The 17,380-nt window shown below is 73.2% G+C and carries 18 protein-coding genes; 9 read left to right on the plus strand and 9 right to left on the minus strand.

The window, feature by feature from the left end; genetic code table 11:
- Positions 1 to 87 precede the first annotated feature (87 nt).
- On the plus strand, positions 88 to 684 hold the full coding sequence (locus AB0O53_RS21100; protein ID WP_350995138.1) for a histidine phosphatase family protein: 597 nt from the start codon (positions 88 to 90) through the stop codon (positions 682 to 684).
- 520 nt (positions 685 to 1,204) lie between these two features.
- Here the strand turns inward: AB0O53_RS21100 and AB0O53_RS21105 are convergent.
- On the minus strand, positions 1,205 to 2,530 hold the full coding sequence (locus tag AB0O53_RS21105; RefSeq protein WP_365197409.1) for an NsdA family TPR-like regulatory protein: 1,326 nt from the start codon (positions 2,528 to 2,530) through the stop codon (positions 1,205 to 1,207).
- A gap of 251 nt (positions 2,531 to 2,781) precedes the next feature.
- Between AB0O53_RS21105 and AB0O53_RS21110 the strand changes: the two genes are divergently transcribed.
- Both AB0O53_RS21110 and AB0O53_RS21115 read left to right on the plus strand, forming a co-directional pair.
- Positions 2,782 to 3,189 carry a hypothetical protein gene (locus tag AB0O53_RS21110; protein ID WP_350995142.1) on the plus strand — a complete coding sequence of 136 codons (408 nt, stop codon included), beginning with the start codon at positions 2,782 to 2,784 and terminating at the stop codon, positions 3,187 to 3,189.
- 34 nt (positions 3,190 to 3,223) lie between these two features.
- On the plus strand, positions 3,224 to 4,102 hold the full coding sequence (locus AB0O53_RS21115; protein ID WP_350995144.1) for a spermidine synthase: 879 nt from the start codon (positions 3,224 to 3,226) through the stop codon (positions 4,100 to 4,102).
- Between the two features lie 16 nt (positions 4,103 to 4,118).
- Here the strand turns inward: AB0O53_RS21115 and AB0O53_RS21120 are convergent, their stop codons facing one another.
- A complete protein-coding gene (locus AB0O53_RS21120) occupies positions 4,119 to 5,012 on the minus strand; it encodes a LysR family transcriptional regulator (RefSeq protein ID WP_350995146.1) in 894 nt (297 codons plus the stop codon).
- A gap of 137 nt (positions 5,013 to 5,149) precedes the next feature.
- On the opposite strand from AB0O53_RS21120, the gene AB0O53_RS21125 reads away from it, so the two are divergent.
- Complete coding sequence (locus AB0O53_RS21125; protein WP_365197414.1) at positions 5,150 to 5,563, plus strand: hypothetical protein; 414 nt, start codon at positions 5,150 to 5,152, stop codon at positions 5,561 to 5,563.
- 71 nt (positions 5,564 to 5,634) lie between these two features.
- On the opposite strand, the gene AB0O53_RS21130 is transcribed toward AB0O53_RS21125, so the two are convergent.
- Positions 5,635 to 6,177 (minus strand): superantigen-like protein SSL4, encoded by a 543-nt coding sequence (locus tag AB0O53_RS21130; RefSeq protein WP_350995150.1) that lies wholly within the window; start codon positions 6,175 to 6,177, stop codon positions 5,635 to 5,637.
- Between the two features lie 79 nt (positions 6,178 to 6,256).
- Here AB0O53_RS21130 and AB0O53_RS21135 point away from each other — a divergent pair, with 79 nt between their 5' ends.
- From AB0O53_RS21135 to AB0O53_RS21150, 4 genes are read left to right on the plus strand one after another with little or no spacing between them, the layout of a single operon-like run.
- Positions 6,257 to 6,946, plus strand: coding sequence for a response regulator transcription factor (locus AB0O53_RS21135; RefSeq protein WP_030655573.1), 690 nt, complete (start codon positions 6,257 to 6,259; stop codon positions 6,944 to 6,946).
- Between the two features lie 52 nt (positions 6,947 to 6,998).
- Complete coding sequence (locus AB0O53_RS21140; protein ID WP_365197418.1) at positions 6,999 to 8,399, plus strand: sensor histidine kinase; 1,401 nt, start codon at positions 6,999 to 7,001, stop codon at positions 8,397 to 8,399.
- 52 nt (positions 8,400 to 8,451) lie between these two features.
- Complete coding sequence (locus AB0O53_RS21145) at positions 8,452 to 8,616, plus strand: DUF5993 family protein (RefSeq protein WP_350995154.1); 165 nt, start codon at positions 8,452 to 8,454, stop codon at positions 8,614 to 8,616.
- 2 nt (positions 8,617 to 8,618) lie between these two features.
- Positions 8,619 to 9,275: a disulfide bond formation protein B gene (locus AB0O53_RS21150; protein WP_350995412.1), complete on the plus strand. Its 657-nt coding sequence runs from the start codon at positions 8,619 to 8,621 to the stop codon at positions 9,273 to 9,275.
- Between the two features lie 82 nt (positions 9,276 to 9,357).
- Here the strand turns inward: AB0O53_RS21150 and AB0O53_RS21155 are convergent, their stop codons facing one another.
- From AB0O53_RS21155 to AB0O53_RS21165, 3 genes are all read right to left on the minus strand, one after another.
- The gene (locus AB0O53_RS21155; protein WP_365197422.1) at positions 9,358 to 11,079 is read right to left on the minus strand and encodes a PKD domain-containing protein; all 1,722 of its coding nucleotides are present in this window, start codon (positions 11,077 to 11,079) and stop codon (positions 9,358 to 9,360) included.
- Positions 11,080 to 11,185: 106 nt separating this feature from the next.
- Complete coding sequence (locus AB0O53_RS21160; RefSeq protein ID WP_365197425.1) at positions 11,186 to 12,490, minus strand: MFS transporter; 1,305 nt, start codon at positions 12,488 to 12,490, stop codon at positions 11,186 to 11,188.
- 191 nt (positions 12,491 to 12,681) lie between these two features.
- Positions 12,682 to 13,182: a MarR family winged helix-turn-helix transcriptional regulator gene (locus AB0O53_RS21165; RefSeq protein ID WP_350995160.1), complete on the minus strand. Its 501-nt coding sequence runs from the start codon at positions 13,180 to 13,182 to the stop codon at positions 12,682 to 12,684.
- Positions 13,183 to 13,303: 121 nt separating this feature from the next.
- On the opposite strand from AB0O53_RS21165, the gene AB0O53_RS21170 reads away from it, so the two are divergent.
- Positions 13,304 to 14,122 (plus strand): NAD(P)H-binding protein, encoded by an 819-nt coding sequence (locus AB0O53_RS21170; protein WP_365197428.1) that lies wholly within the window; start codon positions 13,304 to 13,306, stop codon positions 14,120 to 14,122.
- 46 nt (positions 14,123 to 14,168) lie between these two features.
- On the opposite strand, the gene AB0O53_RS21175 is transcribed toward AB0O53_RS21170, so the two are convergent.
- Genes AB0O53_RS21175 through AB0O53_RS21185 form a run of 3 tightly spaced genes read right to left on the minus strand, consistent with a single transcriptional unit; the run spans position 14,169 to position 17,295 of the window.
- Entirely contained in the window at positions 14,169 to 15,572 is a 1,404-nt protein-coding gene (locus AB0O53_RS21175) for a GH1 family beta-glucosidase (protein WP_350995164.1), read from the minus strand.
- The gene (locus AB0O53_RS21180; RefSeq protein WP_350995166.1) at positions 15,569 to 16,393 is read right to left on the minus strand and encodes a carbohydrate ABC transporter permease; all 825 of its coding nucleotides are present in this window, start codon (positions 16,391 to 16,393) and stop codon (positions 15,569 to 15,571) included. Before AB0O53_RS21180 ends, AB0O53_RS21175 begins: the two co-directional genes overlap by 4 nt.
- On the minus strand, positions 16,390 to 17,295 hold the full coding sequence (locus AB0O53_RS21185; protein ID WP_350995414.1) for a carbohydrate ABC transporter permease: 906 nt from the start codon (positions 17,293 to 17,295) through the stop codon (positions 16,390 to 16,392). Before AB0O53_RS21185 ends, AB0O53_RS21180 begins: the two co-directional genes overlap by 4 nt.
- Positions 17,296 to 17,380: the final 85 nt, after the last annotated feature.

Below are 17,380 nucleotides of genomic sequence, written 5' to 3' on the forward strand. Positions count from 1 at the left end.
GAGGGCCGGGCGGGGGCGTGATGGATGATGGACGCACGAGGAAACCATCGTAAAAACGCACAATCTCGCACCGATCGGGAGATTCGCATGGCCCCCCGCATCCTGCTGGCCCGTCACGGCCAGACGGCGTGGTCCCAGCTCGGCAAGCACACCGGACGCACGGACGTGCCGCTGCTGGAGGAGGGCAGGCAGGGCGCGAAACTGCTCGGCGAACGCCTGGCCCGCGACCCGTGGCGGGGCCTGCCCGGCCTGGAGGTGCGCACCAGCCCGCTGCTGCGCGCGAGCGAGAGCTGCGACCTGGCGGGCTTCGGCGCCCGGGCCGAACCGTGGGACGCGCTGCTGGAGTGGGACTACGGCGACTACGAGGGCATGACCCCGGCCGAGATCCAGGCGGTCCGGCCGGGCTGGCTGATCTGGCGCGACGGGGTCCCGGGCGGCGAGTCCGTCGCCGACGTCTCGGCGCGCGCCGACGAGGTGGTGGCGTGGGCGCGCTCGGCGGAGCGGGACGTGCTCGTCTTCGCCCACGGGCACATCCTGCGCACCCTGGCCGCGCGCTGGCTGGGCTTCGAAGCCTCCTTCGGCGCCCGGATCCGCCTGGAACCGACGTCCCTGTCGGTCCTGGGCTGGGCGTACGGCGCGCCGGCACTGGAACGCTGGAACGACACGGGCCACCTGGACGCGTAGCGCTGGCTTCGGCGGACCGGGGTGCCCCTGGCTCTGCCTTTGCGCTCCGCGGGGGTAGCAGTCGGGCGGGATCGGGGCTCGGTGCGGGTTCCCTCGCGGGATGCGGGGCGGGATTCGGGCGCGGTGCGGGTGGGTCGCGGTGCCGCCGAGGGGTGTCTCCTCGGCTCGGCGCGTGCGGCCACTTCTCGGCTGTGCAGGGTGGTTGCGCGCTCGTCCTGCGGGGACACCCCTCACCGTCCCCACTCCAGCAGCGCGAGCCCGGTTCCCGGAGGCATGGTCCTGTCCGGGCAAAGCGCTGGCGTGGGGTGGGGACACGGCGGAGTGTCCCCGCAGGACGAGCGCGCGACCACGGCCGCCTGGCCGCGACACCCCGCAGGCGCCGAGCCGAGGAGACACTCCGGCGGGGCACCGCCCCACCCCTCGCATCCCGCCCCGGGGAAACCCGGCCCCATTCAGCCTCGCCGGCGATTGAGGCGCGGGGTCCGGGGCGGAGCCCCAGGGCAGTGGCCGGAGCCGAGCCTCAGATAGAGGCGTGGCGGGTCAGGAACGCGTCCACGCGGGGCGAGCGCTGGTGGGGGACCAGGGTCGCGGCCGTCTCCGCGAGCATCGACCGGACCCGCGTCGACTGCACCTCGCCCAAGAGGTCGAGTACCCGGCCGCCCGCCCACGCGGCCTCGTCGGGGGCGTCGGCCCGCGCCAGGTCACCGGCCAGCTCGGCGGTGTAGAGGGCCACGTTCCGGGCGAAGTGCGGATCCTGGAGGTCGGCCGCCCGCCGCGCGTGCCGGGCCGCGCGGGCGTGTTCCCCGAGCGCCGACCAGCACCGCGCCTCCAGCGACTCCAGCTCCGCCTCCCCGAAGAAGGACATCCACTCCGGGTCGGCCTCCGCCGCTCCCCTGGAGAACTCCCGGTGCGCCCGCGCCAGCGATTCCTCGCAGGCCTTGCGGTCCTCCAGCCCGGCCCAGCCGCCCGCCTCCCGCAGCGCCAGCAGCGACAGCAGCCGGGGCGAGCCGAGCGCGGAGGCGGCGCGCCGGCCCGCCTGGGCCGCGCGTACCGCCTCGCGGGCCCGGCCGGTGTCGCGGGCCAGGAAGGACATGTTGCTGAAGGCGTGCGCCTCCAGGCCCGCGTCCCGCGCCACCCGGGCCGTGGCCAGTGCCTCCGCGTAGTGCGAGCGGGCGTCGTCGAAGCGTCCGGAGTCGTGGGCCAGCCAGCCGACCGAGACGGCCAGTTCACCGGCGCCCGAGTGCAGCCTGTCCTCGGTGGACTGCCGCGTCGCCCCGGCGTCGAGCAGGGCGTAGGCGGTGCGCAGGGGTTCGGACGCCTTGCGGTACAGGGCGTCCGCGCCGTGCCGGTCGTCCAGCAGCCGGATCCGGCGTACGGCGTCCTCGACGGCGGCGGCCTCGGACTCGCCGGCACGCGAGGGCAGCCGGCGGTTGTCGCCGAGCAGGGTGAGGCCGAGCGTCGCGGCCGCCACGGTCGCGGAGCCGCCCGCCATGAACGCGCGACGCAGCACGTCGCTCTCCTTGGCACTGGAAGGGGAACGGGGGACGGGGAGGGCCGCGGGCTGAGGGCCGCGCTGCGCGGCGCGCCCGCGGACGCTCTCGCGGGGGGAGAAGCCCAGGTCGGCCAGGGTGCGGCCGGGGAACATATGGAGGAAGACCCGCTCGTAGGCGTAGTTGGGGCAGCGGATCTCGCCGGACTCGACCCGGCCGATGTAGCGCGCGTCGCAGGAAACCGTTTCTCCGATTTCCTTCGCCGCCCGTCGTACCAGGGCCGCGAACTCGGCGGGGGAGTGCTGCCCGCGCAGCCGCCGGAACGTGGAGTTGGGTGAGTGGGGGAACGCCGCCATGGACGTGACCTCTCTGGCAAGGAACCCAGCGCCGGTGCGGTGGCTGGTGCAGTTGGGCCCGGCGCGCATGAACGTACCGCCAGCGAGGGGGTGTTCACGCGATGTTTAGCTACAAAACGGATATCTCACCCGTGATCCGCCATGAACTGCCATCCTTTGCGGCGTCTTTGGTGCGTCACCCGTTGACGTTCCCGTGCGTTGAACCCATGCGGATACGGATCGAGGAGGGGTTCCCCTTGGTGGAGGCCGGCATGGAGAGCACTGCAACGAACACCGCGTCCGGACCCGGCACGGCCCCGGACCTGGATCTGGACCTGGTGACCGTGCCCGCGCGGCAGGGCCTGGAGGCGGTCGACATCATCCGCCGCTCCGCCGGCCGGTCCGGCCCGGTGGGACCCGTCCTGCACGACGGGTCCGGCGGCACCCTCGGTTTCCTCGTCCCGCCCGGCACCGCCGACGCCTGGGACCTGCCGGGCAGCGCGTGCACGCAGTCCGACGGGCGCGGGATGCGCTTCGGCGACGCCGTCTCCCCCACCGCGGGGGCCACGGGCTGGCTGCTCCCGCCGGAGGCGGTCGGGCCGGTCACCGACCCCGAGGTGCTGCGCGCGGCGCTGGGCGAGGCGGCCCGGCTGATCGAGGCCGCGGACAACTGCCGCTGACTCCTCCCGGCCGGCCGCCCCGCACAATGGGGTGGTGGCAGGCAAGGACAGGAACAAGGGCAGGCAGCGCGGTCGGGGCGGCGCGGAGGCGGTCGCCGGGCAGGTGGACGGCGGCCGGGCGGAGCTGGAGCCGGACCGCGAGCGCCCCGGCGCCTGGACCCTGCTGATCGACGGCGCCCCGCAGTCGCACGTCGACCTCGACGATCCGGCGTACCTGGACTTCTCCTACCAGCGGCGGATCGGCCACCTCATCGATCTCGCCGCACCCGCCCGCCAGTCCCTGAACGTGGTGCACCTGGGCGGCGGCGCCTTCACCCTCGCCCGCTACACCGCGGCGTCCCGCCCCCGCTCCACGCAGCAGGTCGTGGAGATCGACGCCGCCCTGGTGGCCTTCGTACGGGAGCACCTGCCGCTGGACCCGCAGGCGCGGATCCGGGTCCGGGCGGTGGACGCGCGGGCCGGCCTGGCGAAGGTGCCGGACGGCTGGGCGGACCTGGTGATCGCGGACGTGTTCAGCGGGGCGCGCACCCCGGCGCACCTGACGAGCACCGAGTTCCTGGACGACGTACGCCGGGCCCTGGCGCCCACCGGGTGGTACGTGGCGAACCTCGCGGACGGGCCGCCGCTGACCCACCTGCGCGGCCAGATCGCGACGGCGGCGTCCCGGTTCACGGAGCTGGCGCTGGCCGCGGACCCGGTGGTGTGGCGGGGGAAACGTTTCGGCAATGCCGTGCTGGTGGCGGCCGACCGGGAACTGCCCGTCGCGGAATTCACCCGCCGGGTCGCGAGCGACCCGCATCCGGGCCGGGTCGAGCACGGCCGGGCCCTCGCGGACTTCGCGGGCGGCGCGGCCCCGGTGGCCGACGCCTCCGCGGTGGCCTCGCCCCAGCCGCCGCCCTCCGTCTTCCGGTAGGCCCTCCTTCCGGCCGTCAAGCCGAAGGGCCGACGAGTTCCTCCGCCACCCGGGCGAAGGCGCGCACGACCCCGCTCCGGTAGGTGGTGCTGGACCACACCAGGGCCCACTGGGTGCTCGGGGCCTCGCGGAGCGGCACGTAGGTGATGCCCGGGTGGGAGAAGTACCGGGTGGAGTGCTGGTGCAGCGGGCCGACGGCCTTTCCGTCCGCGACCAGGGCCAGCACCTCCTGGATGGTGCAGGCGGCCGGACCCCGCTTGATGAGGCGTCCGCCCGGTGTCCGCCGCGGCGCCAGCGCCTCCCCCCAGTAGGGCGGCGCCATGCTGCCGATGTCGGCGACCGGGTGGCCGTCGAGCTGGTCCCAGGTGACGGAGTCCAGGCGGGCCATGTCGGATCCGGCCGGCACGGCGAGCACCCGCCCTTCGGTCAGAACCACCGGGCCGACGACCAGATCCGGTTCCTGGACCGGCAGCCACAGGACCTGGGCGTCCACCTGGCCGGCGCGGAGAGGGCCGAAAGGGTCGGAAAGGCGGGACTCCAGCAATTGGACTTCACCGCCCGGATGGCGTGACCGGAATTCCTCGATCAAAGGCCGAATTTCATGCCCCATGGCTCCGGGCACTCCCAGCCGCAATGCCCCGCCCACCCCCTGGGCCGAGCAGTTGGCCCGCACGAGCGCGTCCTGGAAAAGGTCCCGCGCGTGCGAGAGGTCGTCGCGCAGGCGGCGGCCGATCGGCGTGAGGTGCACGGTGCGCGTGGTGCGCTCGAACAGGGCCGCACCGGTGGCCCGTTCCAGCTTCTTGACGACCTGGCTGACCCGGGCCTGGGAGATGTGCAGCCGCTCGGCCGTCCGCCCGAAATGGAGCTCGTCCGCCAGCGCCAGAAAGACCTCTACGTCCCGCAGTTCCACCTCGGAGCCCCCCGCTCATTGATAACTCACGCTTATCAAGGTGGCTCCAGGTTTTACGTAGATCCGCTTCCCGTCAACTGGATAGCGTGAAGTCGATCAGTGAGGCCGATTCACCGCAAAAAGGAGCCATTCCTGCCATGAACAAGCTTGCCAAGATTGCCGCGACGGCGGCTTCCGCCACCGCCATTCTCGCCCTCGCCGGAGCACCCGCGGAGGCGGCCGCCACGGCGTACAACACGCGCTCGGTGACCCTGTCCGCCTTCCCGACGGAGGCCATGCAGAGCGCCTGTGTGACCAGGGACATCTACCTGGCGACCGGCGACTACAAGTGGTCCCAGATCCTCGGCGGCGCCCGCGTCCCCAACCGCGACATCTTCATAGCGGCCGGCTGGTACACCTGGAGCGACTGCATCACCCCGCACAACGGGTACTACAACCAGCACTCCTGGCTGTCCAAGCCCGGCTCGGCCACCGCCACCCTGGCGGACACCAATGAGCTGCGCCTCTCGGGGACCTACACCTTCGGGTCGGAGCTCGCGCCGAAGTTCTGAGACCGGGCGTGATCCGTGCAGGGCCGGGACCCACGGGGGTGCGGCCCTGCACGGCGTCCGCCCGCGCAGCCTCAGGGGTCGACGATCTCCACCAGCGGCGGATGGTCGTGCCAGGTGCAGAAGACCGACACCTCGCGGCCATCCCGGGTGAAGGTGACCCGGATCCAGAAGTCCTGCTTCCACACCTGCATCCGCCAGCCCGCCGCCGGGGTCGCCGAGACCAGCTCGGCCGAGGAGGCGCCCAGGGAGAAGGTGACCCGGCCGCCGGAGACCGGATAGGCCTGCACCTTCCCCGCGTCCTGGCCGCCCGCCTGCTGCCGGCCGTCCGGTGAGGCGGAGGGCTTCGGCGCCGGCTTGTCGGCGGAGGCGCCGGCCGTCGGCGACGCCGTCGGGCCGGGCGACTGGGAGGTCGGGGCGGACGGGGTCGGCGACGGGGACCCCTGGGGCTGCGCGCGCTGCGTCGAGGAGGACAGCGGCTGCCCGGTCAGCGGCACCGCGAGCGGCCGGTCGTAGGCCGTGCCCGACATGACGGTATGGACACCCCACCAGCACAGCGTCACCGCCGCCCCGGTCGCGAGCATCCACGCCATGGCATGCACAAGTCCTCTTCGCATCAGGGCACATACTGCACCACGCGTCACAAGAGTGGCCCGACACCCCGTGCAGTCGCCCGGATGGACTACCGTGCGGCCCATGGCAAGTGTGCTCGTGGTCGAGGACGACCAGTTCGTACGTTCCGCCCTCATCCGGCACCTGACCGAGGCCTCGCACACCGTGCGCAGCGTCGGCACGGCCCTGGAGGCCCTGCGCGAGGTCGCGCACCACCGCTTCGACGTGGTCATCCTCGACCTCGGCCTGCCCGACCTGGACGGGTCGGAGGCGCTCAAGATGCTGCGCGGCATCACCGACGTGCCCGTGATCATCGCCACCGCGCGCGACGACGAGGCTGAGATCGTCCGGCTGCTCAACGACGGCGCCGACGACTACCTGACCAAACCCTTCTCCGTCGAGCACCTCTCCGCCCGGATGGCCGCCGTGCTGCGCCGCGCCCGGGCCGCCGCCGGCGCCGAACCGCCCTCGCGCGTCCTGCGGGTCGGGGGCCTCGCCATCGACCCGCTGCGCCGCCAGGCGGAGCTCGACGGGGCGGTACTGGACCTCACGCGCCGGGAGTTCGACCTGCTGGCCTTCCTCGCCGGGCGGCCCGGGGTGGTCGTGGCCCGGCGCGAGCTGCTCGCCGAGGTCTGGCAGCAGTCGTACGGCGACGACCAGACCATCGACGTCCACCTGTCCTGGCTGCGCCGCAAACTCGGCGAGACCGCCGCCCGGCCCCGGTACCTGCACACCCTGCGCGGTGTCGGCGTGAAGCTGGAGCCACCACAGTGACCGCGGTGACCACAGGGGCTGCGGTGGCTGCGGCGGGCGCAGTGATGCCGCGATGAGATGGGCCCTGGTCAAGGTGTGCCTCGCGGTCACGGCCATGGTCGTCGTGGCCTTCGCCGTACCCCTCGGGCTCGTCGTCCAGGAGATGGCCAGCGACCGCGCCTTCTCCAACGCCGAGCGGCAGGCCGCCACCATCGGGCCGACGCTGTCGATCACCACCGACCCGACGCAGCTGAGCAAGGCGGTGGAGTCCACGCAGATGGGCGCCGCCCGGCGGATGGCCGTCCACGTCCCCGCGATCGGCGACAGCCCGCCGGTCAGCATCGGCCAGGGCCGCGCCGGGGAACGCGCCATCGCCGAGACCCGGCGGATGGGGCGGGCCACGACGGCCAAGCTGTCCGGCGGCGGCTCGGCGCTGCTCCAGCCCACCGCGCTCGGGTCCGGGGACATCGCCGTGGTGGAGGTCTTCGTACCGGAGAGCGAGGTCAGCAATGGTGTCGCGACCGCCTGGCTGGTGCTGGCGGGCGTCGGACTGGCGCTGATCGTGGGCTCGGTCGCGGTCGCCGACCGGCTCGGCGCCCGGCTGGTCCGGCCCGCCGAACGGCTCGCGGACGCCGCCCACCAGCTGGGCGAGGGGCGGCTCGGGGCGCGCGTGCCGGAGGCCGGCCCGAAGGAGCTGCGCTCCGCGGCCCTCGCCTTCAACGCGATGGCGGACCAGGTGGTCGAGCTCTTGGCCAACGAGCGGGAACTGGCCGCCGACCTCTCGCACCGGCTGCGCACCCCGCTGACGGTGCTCCGGCTCAACACCGCCTCGCTCGGGGACGGCCCGGCCGCCGAACAGACCCGGGCTGCGGTGGAGCAGCTGGAGCGCGAGGTCGACACGATCATCCGCACGGCCCGGGAGCAGCGCCCGGCCACCGGCATGACCGGGGCGGGCGCGGGCTGCGACGCCTCCGAGGTGATCCGCGACCGGATGGACTTCTGGTCGGCGCTCGCGGAGGACGAGGGCCGCGAGGTGCGGCTCGCGGGCGTGGACCGTACGGTACGCATCCCCGTGGCGCGGCCCGAACTCGCCGCCGCCCTCGACGCCATGCTCGGCAACGTCTTCCGGCACACCCCCGAGGGCACCCCCTTCGCGGTGGACGTCCACGACGCCGGCGACGCGGTGATCGTGCTCGTCTCGGACGCGGGCCCCGGCATCGCCGACCCGGACGCCGCCCTGCGCCGCGGCAACGACGGCGGCCGGGACGGGTCCACGGGCCTCGGCCTGGACATCGTGCGCCGGGTCGCGGAGTCGACCGGCGGGGACGTGCGGCTGGGGCGTTCGGTGCTCGGCGGCACCGAGGTCCGCGTGTGGATCGGCCTGGACGGCCGGAGCACGGGCGGCCCGGGCGGGGGGCGGCCCGGCCGCGGCCGACGCGGCAACCGACGTAACCGGGGGCGCGCCACGCCGTGACCGGGGGCGCGCCTAGCAGGCAGGATGTCCTGGTCTGGGTACGGTCCGCGGCATGGACACCCTCATCTTCGGCGGGCTCCTCGCCACGCTGATCGCCATGTACCGGGAGACGTCCCGGATGCTCGTGCTCGGGGCGTGGTGGGTCATGCTCATCGCCGTCACCCTGCTGATGGCACGCCACATCACCGGCAGCCTGGCCCTGACGCTGAGCTGGTGACGATGGCGACGATCGAGAGCCTCGTCCCGGCGAGCACGCCCGAGGCCACCCAGCCGGGCAAGGTCCAGTACTGGTTCGCCTGCTTCTTCGCCATCGGCTGGGCGGGCGTGGTGGGCGCGAGCCTCGTCCACGAGTTCGGGGCGCGGGAGTTCCCGTGCCGGCTCTGCGTGGTGCAGCGGATGTTCATGCTGCTGGCGGCGCTGGGAGCGGCGTACATCATCCGTACGGCCCTGCTGCGCGGCTCGGTCACGGGCCGCCACTACATGACGGGCTGGGGCCTGGCGCTGGTCGCGCTCATGGGCGGCTCGTTCGCGTCCTGGCGGCAGACGACGCTGCACATCCTGCCGGGTGCCAAGGGGTACGGGGGCGAGGTGTTCGGCCTGCACCTGTACGTGTGGGCGCTGATCCTCTTCCAGGTGTCGGTGGTCGTCGTCGGCATCGCCCTGGCCACGGCGCACACGACGGCGGAGCACGGCGTTCCGGCGACCGCGCCAGGGCTGCTGCGGACGGCGGGGCTGTTCGCGCTCTGGTTCCTGGGCGCGGTCATCGTCGTGAGCATGGTGGCCGTCTTCCTGGAGGAGGGCTTCCACTGGTTCCTCCCGGACGCCCCGAACCGGTACCGGTTCTTCTCCGACATCGGGATCCTGGGCCGGGGCTGACCCGGCGGCGACAAGGTTCTGATCGACGTCGCGCGCGGCGTCGCGCCCCCGGGCCGGGCCCGGGGGCCCGGGGGCGTCCCGGTCAGTAGGCGTCGTACTCGCCGAACCAGTCGACGATGTAGTGGACCTCGCGGCTGCTCTGGTTCCACAGGTCGACGATCTCGTGCGGGCCGGGCTTCGCCTGGACCAGGTTGGAGACGTCCTTGCCCGCCGTCCAGTTCAGCGCGGAGCTGGTGGGGCGGGGCGGCGGGACCGGGCGACCGTTGCGGTACGCGTCCATCGAATACGGGTCGGGGGCGACCGAGAGGTGGCCCGCTCCGGTCGTGGCGGCGACGGTGACGTTCAGGACGTAGGCCTCGATGGGGAGGTCACCGCGGTTCATGGAGTCCAGGTTCATGGGGAAGTACCCGCCGGCGAGGCAGGGCCAGCTGCCGGCCGGCAGTCGCCGCGAGTCCATCAGCCGCCACGGCGCGCCCTTCCAGATGCCGGGGGTCGTGCTGGTGAAGGCCGCCTTGCTGCCGGCGCCGTAGTAGCCGACGACGTCGACGATGACGTCCGTTCCGGCCCAGGCGCCGTTGCGGATGTTGATCTTCCCGTCGGCGCCGACGGGGACGATGACCGAGTTGGCGACCGTCTGGCCGGCGGTGAAGTTCAGGCTGGAGGTGGACGGGGCCGCCTGACCGCTCGGGAAGACCGTCAGGTGGCCCGCCTCCCGGGGGTTGGTGACGGTCACGTTGAGCGCCACGGCCGTGGCACCGGCCGGGATGCCGCTCCTGCCGGTGATCTGGACCCCGAAGGTGCCCTGCCCGGCGACCTGGCCCCGCGCCGTGCCGAGGCCTTCGCGGGTGTCGACGAAGCGGGCCGGGTTCAGCGAGGTGTAGCCGTCGTCGGCCGCCCGGTCGAAGTAGCCGGTCACGTCCGCGAGCAGGTCCACGGCCTTCCAGCCGCCGTTGTACAGCTCGATGTACCCGTCCTTGCCGACCGGGACGATCACCTGGTTCGGGACGGTCTGGCCGGTGGCGTAGTTCAGGTTCGAGCTCTCGGGCCGTTCCCTGCCCGAGGGGTACACGCTGACGTGGCCGGCGGCGGTGGTGTTGGTGACGGTGACGTTGAGGACCACCGCGGCGACCCCGGCCGGTACCTTCGCGCTGCCCGCGATCTTCAGCCTGACCGGCGTGTAGGCGGCGACCTTGGCCTTCGCCGCGCCGATGCCGGCCCGGGTGTCGAGCAGCCGGGTGGGGGCGTGCGGCACGAAGAAGGAGCCGGCGGTGGAGAACTGGAGCTGGTTGACCGCCTGGACGTGGTTCACGGTGTCCGTCGCCGTCACGGAGATGGTGTAGTCACCGGGCCGGGAGTAGGTGTGCCTGACATCGCGCAGGATGTCGCCGCCGGTGACGGTGGCCTGGTGCGTCGTGCCGTCGCCCCAGGCGATGGTGACCTCGTGGGGGACGGGCTCGCCGTTGTAGAGGTTGACGCCGAAGGACACGCTGCGCGCGGTCCTGATGTCGGCCCACATGCCGAGTTCGAGCTTCGAGGCACTGGCGGAGGCCTGTGCCGAGCCGCCCTTCGCGGTGCCGGAGGGCAGGGCCGTACGGACCGTGCGTTCGCCCGGACTGCGGAAGGATCCGGACTCGGCGGCGGCCGACTCGTCGGCGGTGGCATCGGGAGCGGCGTCAGGAGTGCCTTCCGGGGGCGGTGCGGAAACCCCGGGCGTCGCAGGACCGGCGGCCTGCGCCGTGCCCGGTACGAGACCTATGCCGACCGCGAGAGCGGCAGCTGAGACAACGAGTCGGCGACTGCGCACCGGCCCCCCTGACCTAGTGGCTGAAAGTATTCGAAAATCGGCTCAGCGTACCGAGTGGCACGGAAGTCTCCTATGCCTGACCGGGGTTGAACGGGCCACAGTTCGATCACGTCCGTTCAGGGGCAGGAGGGCCGGACCGATTCCTCGCGCCCGCGGTCCACGCCACGGCGAGTGCGGCCGAGGCCGTGACCGCGGCGCAGGAGACGGCGAAGGCGGCCCGGTGGCCGTGGGCGGCCGCCAGGGGACCCGCGAGCGCCGCGGCCAGGGCCTGGCCGAGGATCAGGCCGCTGCCGATGACGGTCATGGCCTCGCCCATCCGCTCCGCCGGGCCGGACCGTTCCACCAGTCCGAACAGCGCGATCAGGTGCGGGGCCACGGCCAGGCCGATGCCCGCGACCGCGAAGGCGGCCGCCCACATCCCGGACACCGCGAGCAGGGGGAGCGTGAGCAGGGCCTGGAGGGCGATCGTCCACCGCAGCCGTACGGCCAGGTCCGCCGAGCCGGGCCGGGCGACCGTGACGAAGCCGGCGATCGAGCTGGTCACGGCCATGGCGGCCCATACGAGCCCGGCCGCGCCGGGCTCGCCCAGCGACGCGGCGAGGGCGTTGACGCCCGTGTTGGCCCCGCTCCACGCGGCTCCCTGCAGCACGGCCATCGTGAACAGCAGGACCAGCCCGGGCGACCACAGCCGTACGCCGGCCCGCGCGCCCGGGGAGCCGGCGCCCGGGGAGCCGGCGGCCGGGTCCGGAGCGGTCGGGTGCACCGCGAACAGGGTGCCGGACACCAGGATCAGCCCGGCCGCGAGGACGAGCGCCGAGGCCGGGTGCACGGTCACGGCCAGGACGCCGGCCAGCGCGGGGCCGACCATGAAGCCGACCTCGTCCAGCGTGGTGTCGAAGGACAGGGCCGCCCCGAGCAGGCGCCTGTCCCCGCCGGCCAGCCGGGCCCAGCGAGCCCTGGCCAGGGGGCCGACCTGCGGGACGGTCAGACCGGCCGCGGCGGCCAGCGCCAGGAGGGCGCCCGGCGGCCACCCGCCGAGGACGGCCGCGACGAGGGCGAGGAGGGCGGTGGCGTTCGCGGCGCAGGCGAGGAGCAGTACGGGGCGGTGGCCGCGCAGGTCGGCCGCCCGGCCGATGACGGGGCCGCCGAGGGCCTGGCCGAGCCAGAGCGCGGCGGCGACGGGGCCCGCGGCGGCGATGCCGTCGCGTTCGGTGAGGAGCATGAGCGTTCCGATGGGGCACAGCGCGGCGGGGAGCCGCGCGAGGAACGCGTGGAGGGGGAGGGCGCTGCCGCCGAGGGCGAACACCGCGCGCAGGCCGCCGGGCGGGGGAGGCGGCGTGGGTGCGGACGAGGACGAGGGCGGGGGCGCGGGCGCAGGCGTGGGTGCGGACGAGGGCGTGGGCCGGGACACGGACAACCTCCAACCGCGCGCCGACCCTCCCGTTTCTCCGGCGCGCGCTGTTGCCCGTTGCCCCGGACCGTAGTGCCGCGGCGGTCCCTGCGGAAGCCCTCGCGCGGTCGGTTCCGCAGCCGGTTGCGCTGTCGGCTCCGCTGTTCGTCCGGCTGCCGGTTCCGCTCGGTTTCGCTCGGTTTCGCGGCGCGTCAGCCCGGCTCGCCCGAGGTCAGCCGCTTGGCCTGGGACCGACCCACTTCGGCGGCGCGGTGCAGGTAGTCGGCGATGACGGCGAGTTCGGAGTCGGAGTAGCTCTCCAGTACGGCGCCGAAGGCACGGCCCGGGGTGTCCCACGCCGCGCCGATGCGCTTGCGGGCCTCGGGGGAGAGGGAGACGAGGGAGCGGCGGCGGTCGTGGGGGTCGGCGTGCCGTTCGACGATGCCCGCCTTGACCATCCGGTCGACGAGACGGGTGGCCGAGCCGGAGGTCAGGCCGGTGAGGCGGGCGATGTCGCCGGTGCTGACGGGGCCGGGCTCCATGTCGAGGAGGGCGACGCACTGCATGTCGGTGGGGTGCAGACCGACCGAGTCGGCCATCGCCTGGTTGAAGAGGGAGTAGTCGGCGTAGTGCCGCTGGCTTTCGACGACGATGCGCGCGAGCAGCTCGGCGCGGCTCCACTCATCACCCGTACGGGGGGAATCGGTTGACATCGGATTCTCCGTGCTCCAAATTTATCTGTGTGACGCAGAGGATGTGTGGTGCAGAATCTGTGCCGCGTAGTCATCGTCATCCTAGCGTCGGTCCGCTCCACTCAGGAATGAGGAAACAGCCATGTCCATTCTCGTGACCGGCGGCCGCGGTGCCGTCGCCCGCGGTCTTGTCGGCCTTCTCGCCGCCCGCGGCATCCCCTACCGTCTGGGCTCCCGCGAGCGGGACACCCCCGGTGCGGTCCACTGCGATCTCACCGATCCGGCGACGTGTCGCGGAGCCCTCGCCGGAATCCGTTCCGTCTTCCTCTACGCGGAGGCGTCCGGCATCGAGGCGTTCGTCGAGGAGGCGCTCGCCGCCGGGGTGGAGCACGTCGTGCTCCTGTCCTCCTCCTCGGTGCTCGCCCCGGATGCCGCCGACAGCCCGCTGTCGGCCTCCCACCTCGTGGTCGAGCAGGCCCTGTCGGCCTCCCCGCTGCGCACCACCCTGCTGCGGCCGGGGTCCTTCGCGAGCAATGCCCGAGGGTGGGCCCGGTCGGTGGCGTCGGGCCGCCCAGTCCGTCTGCCCTACCCCGGTGCCCACTGCGACCCCGTGCACGAGGCCGACCTCGCCGAGGCGGCCCTCGCGGTCCTCACCGATCCGGCCCTGGCCGGCCGCGCGTACACGCTGACCGGCCCGCAGTCGCTGACCTTCGCCGCCCAGCTCTCGATACTGGGCGAGGTCCTCGGCCGGCCCCTGCCCTTCGAGGCAGTCCCGGCCGAGCAGTGGAAGGCCGAGGTCGACGGCTGGATACCCGGCCCCTACGCCGAGGCGCTGCTGGCGTACTGGGCCTCCACCGACGGCCTCCCCGTCGAGACCACCGGCGCGGTCGAGCAGCTCACCGGCCACCCGGCCCGCACCTTCAGGGCCTGGGCCGAGGACCACGCAGACGTCTTCGCGTGATCTCGGACCGGGCGCCGGCCGCCGCGGGCCTCGGCGGGCGGGACGGCTACATGATCCCCTTCCGGGCCAGCCGGGCGTACCAGTGGGCGCTGGCGCGCGGCGTGCGGACCTGGGTGTCGTAGTCGACGTGCACGATGCCGAAGCGCTTGCTGTAACCGTAGGACCACTCGAAGTTGTCCAGCAGCGACCACAGGAAGTAGCCCCCCACCGGGGCGCCGTCCGCCAGCGCGCGGTGGATGGCGGCGAGGTGGGCCTCCAGGTAGGCGATGCGCTGCGGGTCGTCCAGGTCCGGGGCGTAGGCCGCGCCGTTCTCCGTGACCATCAGCTGCAGGCCGGGTGCCTCGTGGGTGAAGCGCATGAGCAGGTCGTACAGGCCGGTCGGGTCGATCGACCATCCCATGTCGGTCTGTTCGCCGGGCGGCTGGTGGAAGGCCACCGCGTCCGCGGCGGGCCAGGGGGAGTGGGAGGTGGCGCCGTGGCCGTCGGCGCGCGGGCCGTTCCCGTCCGGGGCTGCGGAGACCACCGCGGGCGTGTAGTAGTTCACGCCGAGGAAGTCCAGCGGCTGGCGGATCAGCGCCTCGTCGCCGGTGCGGACGAAGGACCAGTCCGTCAGGGAGGCGGTGTCGGCGAGCAGGTCCTGCGGGTAGGCGCCGTGCAGCAGCGGCCCGGTGAAGATCCGGTTGGCCAGTGCGTCGATGCGGCGGGCGGCGTCCAGGTCGGCCGCGGAGCCGGTCAGGGGCCGCACCGCGCTCGGGTTGAGCGCGATGCCGACCCGGGTGCGGGCCGGCAGGGCCGCCGCGGCCAGGCCGTGGGCCAGGTTGAGGTGGTGGGCGGCGCGCAGCGAGTCGGCGGGGGAGGTGCGGCCGGGGGCGTGCACCCCCGAGGCGTAGCCGAGGAAGGCGCTGCACCAGGGCTCGTTGAGGGTGGTCCAGAGTTCCACGCGGTCGGCGAGTACGTCCGCGACCTGCGCCGCGTACTGGGCGAAGGCGTAGGCCGTCTCCCGCTCGGGCCAGCCGCCGGCGTCCTCCAGCTCCTGCGGGAGGTCCCAGTGGTAGAGGGTCACGCAGGGCCGGATGCCGTGGGAGAGCAGCTCGTCGACGAGCCGGTCGTAGAAGCCGATGCCGCCGGCGAGGACGCGCGGCCAGGACACCGAGAACCGGTAGGAGCCCAGGCCCAGTTCGGACATGAGGGCGATGTCCTCGCGCCACAGCCGGTGGTGGTCGACCGCGACGTCGCCGGTGTGGCCGCCGTACACCTTGCCCGGGGTGCGGCAGAAGGTGTCCCAGATGCAGGGTCCGCGCAGTGCGGCCGCGCCCTCGATCTGGAAGGCCGCCGTGGCCGTGCCCCACAGGAACCCCTCGGGGAAGCGGAGTTCCCCGCCCGGATCCGTCGCGTTCGACGTGTGTGCCGCGTGTGTCGTGCGTGTCGTGTGCGTAGGGGTGTCAGTCATCCCTTTACCGCTCCCTGCATGATGCCGCCGACGATCTGGCGGCCGAAGACGAGAAACACCAGAAGCAGCGGGAGCGTGCCCAGCAGCGCACCCGCCATGATCACGGACTGGTCGGGGATGTATCCCCGGCCCAGCCCGGTCAGGGCCACCTGGACCGTCGGGCTGCCGTTCTGGGTCAGCGCGACGATCGGCCAGAAGAAGTCGTTCCAGGACATGACGAAGGTCAGCATCCCCAGCACCGCCATCGCCGGCCGGGCGGCCGGGAAGACCACGTGCCACATGACCCGCACGGAGCTGGCGCCGTCCGTGCGGGCTGCCTCCACCAGTTCCGTCGGCAGGGCGTGCACCAGGTACTGGCGCATGAAGAACACGCCGAAGGCGCAGACCAGGGACGGCAGGACCACCGCCTGGAGCCGGTCGGTCCACGACAGCTTCGCGATCAGCATGTACAGCGGCACCACGCTCAGCTGCGGCGGGATCAGCATCGTCCCCACCACCATCGCCATCAGCATCCGGCGTCCGCGGAAGCGGAGTTTGGCGAAGGCGAAGCCCGCCAGGGTGGAGAAGAGGACCGTTCCGACGGTGACGGTGCCCGCCACGATCACCGTGTTCAGCAGGGCCGTGCCCATGTTGGCGTCGGTCCAGGCGATCTGCAGGTTCCGTCCCAGGTTCCCGCCGAACCAGAAGGGCGGCGGGGTCTGGGCCAGGCGCGTGTTGGTGCGGGAGGCCGCGATCGCCGTCCACACCAGGGGGAAGAGCGAACCGGCGGTGAAGAGGCCGAGGAACACATAGGTGAGCCGGCCCGCGCGCAGCGATCTCATCGCGCGTCCCCCCGTCCGCGCAGCAGCCGGGCCGCCCCGGCGATCAGGATCAGGATCAGGAACATCGCCCAGGCGATCGCCGAGGCCCGCCCCAGGTGCAGGTTCACCCAGCCCTGCTCGTACAGGTACAGCCCGAGCGTCTGGAACTGGTGGTCCGAGCCGCCCGTCGCGCCCGCCCCGCCGTTGAACAGCAGCGGCTCACCGAACAGCTGGGTCGCCCCGATCGTCGACACCACACAGGTGAAGAGGATCGTCGGCCGCAGCGAGGGCACCGTCACGTGCAGGAACTGCTGCCAGCGCGAGGCCCCGTCCAGCGCGGCCGACTCGTACAGCTCGCCCGGTACGGCCTGCATCGCCGCCAGGTAGATCAGCGCGTTGTAGCCGGTCCACCGCCAGATCACGATGGTGGAGACCGCCAACTGCGAGGCGAACGTGCCGTTCTGCCAGTCCACCGCCCCGAAACCGACCGCCGAGAGCGCCCAGTTGATCATTCCGTAGTCCCGGCCGAAGAGCAGCACGAAGACGAGCGTGGCCGCCGCCACCGAGGTGGCGTACGGGGTGAGCACGGCGACCCGGAAGAAGGCGGAGCCCCGCAGCCGGTAGTTGAGCAGGTGGGCCACTCCCAGCGCGATGGCCAGCTGCGGCACCGTCGAGAGCAGCCCGATGGTGACCGTGTTGCGCAGCGCGTTCCAGAAGAACTCGTCGTCCCACAGCCGGGTGAAGTTGCGCAGGCCCACCCACGTCATGGTGTCCGGGTCGGTGAGTTCCACCTGGTGCAGCGCCGCCCAGCCCGTGTACAGCAGCGGGAACAGCCCGAAGGCGGCGAAGAACAGGAAGAAGGGCGCCACGAAGGCGTACGGGCTCCAGCGCAGGTCCCATCGGTAGCGGCGCGAGCGCCACACCTGACCCGGCCGGCCCCGGCCGCCCCCCTCCGCCGCCGCCCGCTCGGGGGCGGCGGCGGAGGGGGACAGGAGTGCCGTCTCGTCC

Origin of the sequence: Streptomyces erythrochromogenes, assembly GCF_040684695.1 — a bacterium.
GTDB classification, from domain to species: Bacteria; Actinomycetota; Actinomycetes; order Streptomycetales; family Streptomycetaceae; genus Streptomyces; species Streptomyces erythrochromogenes_C.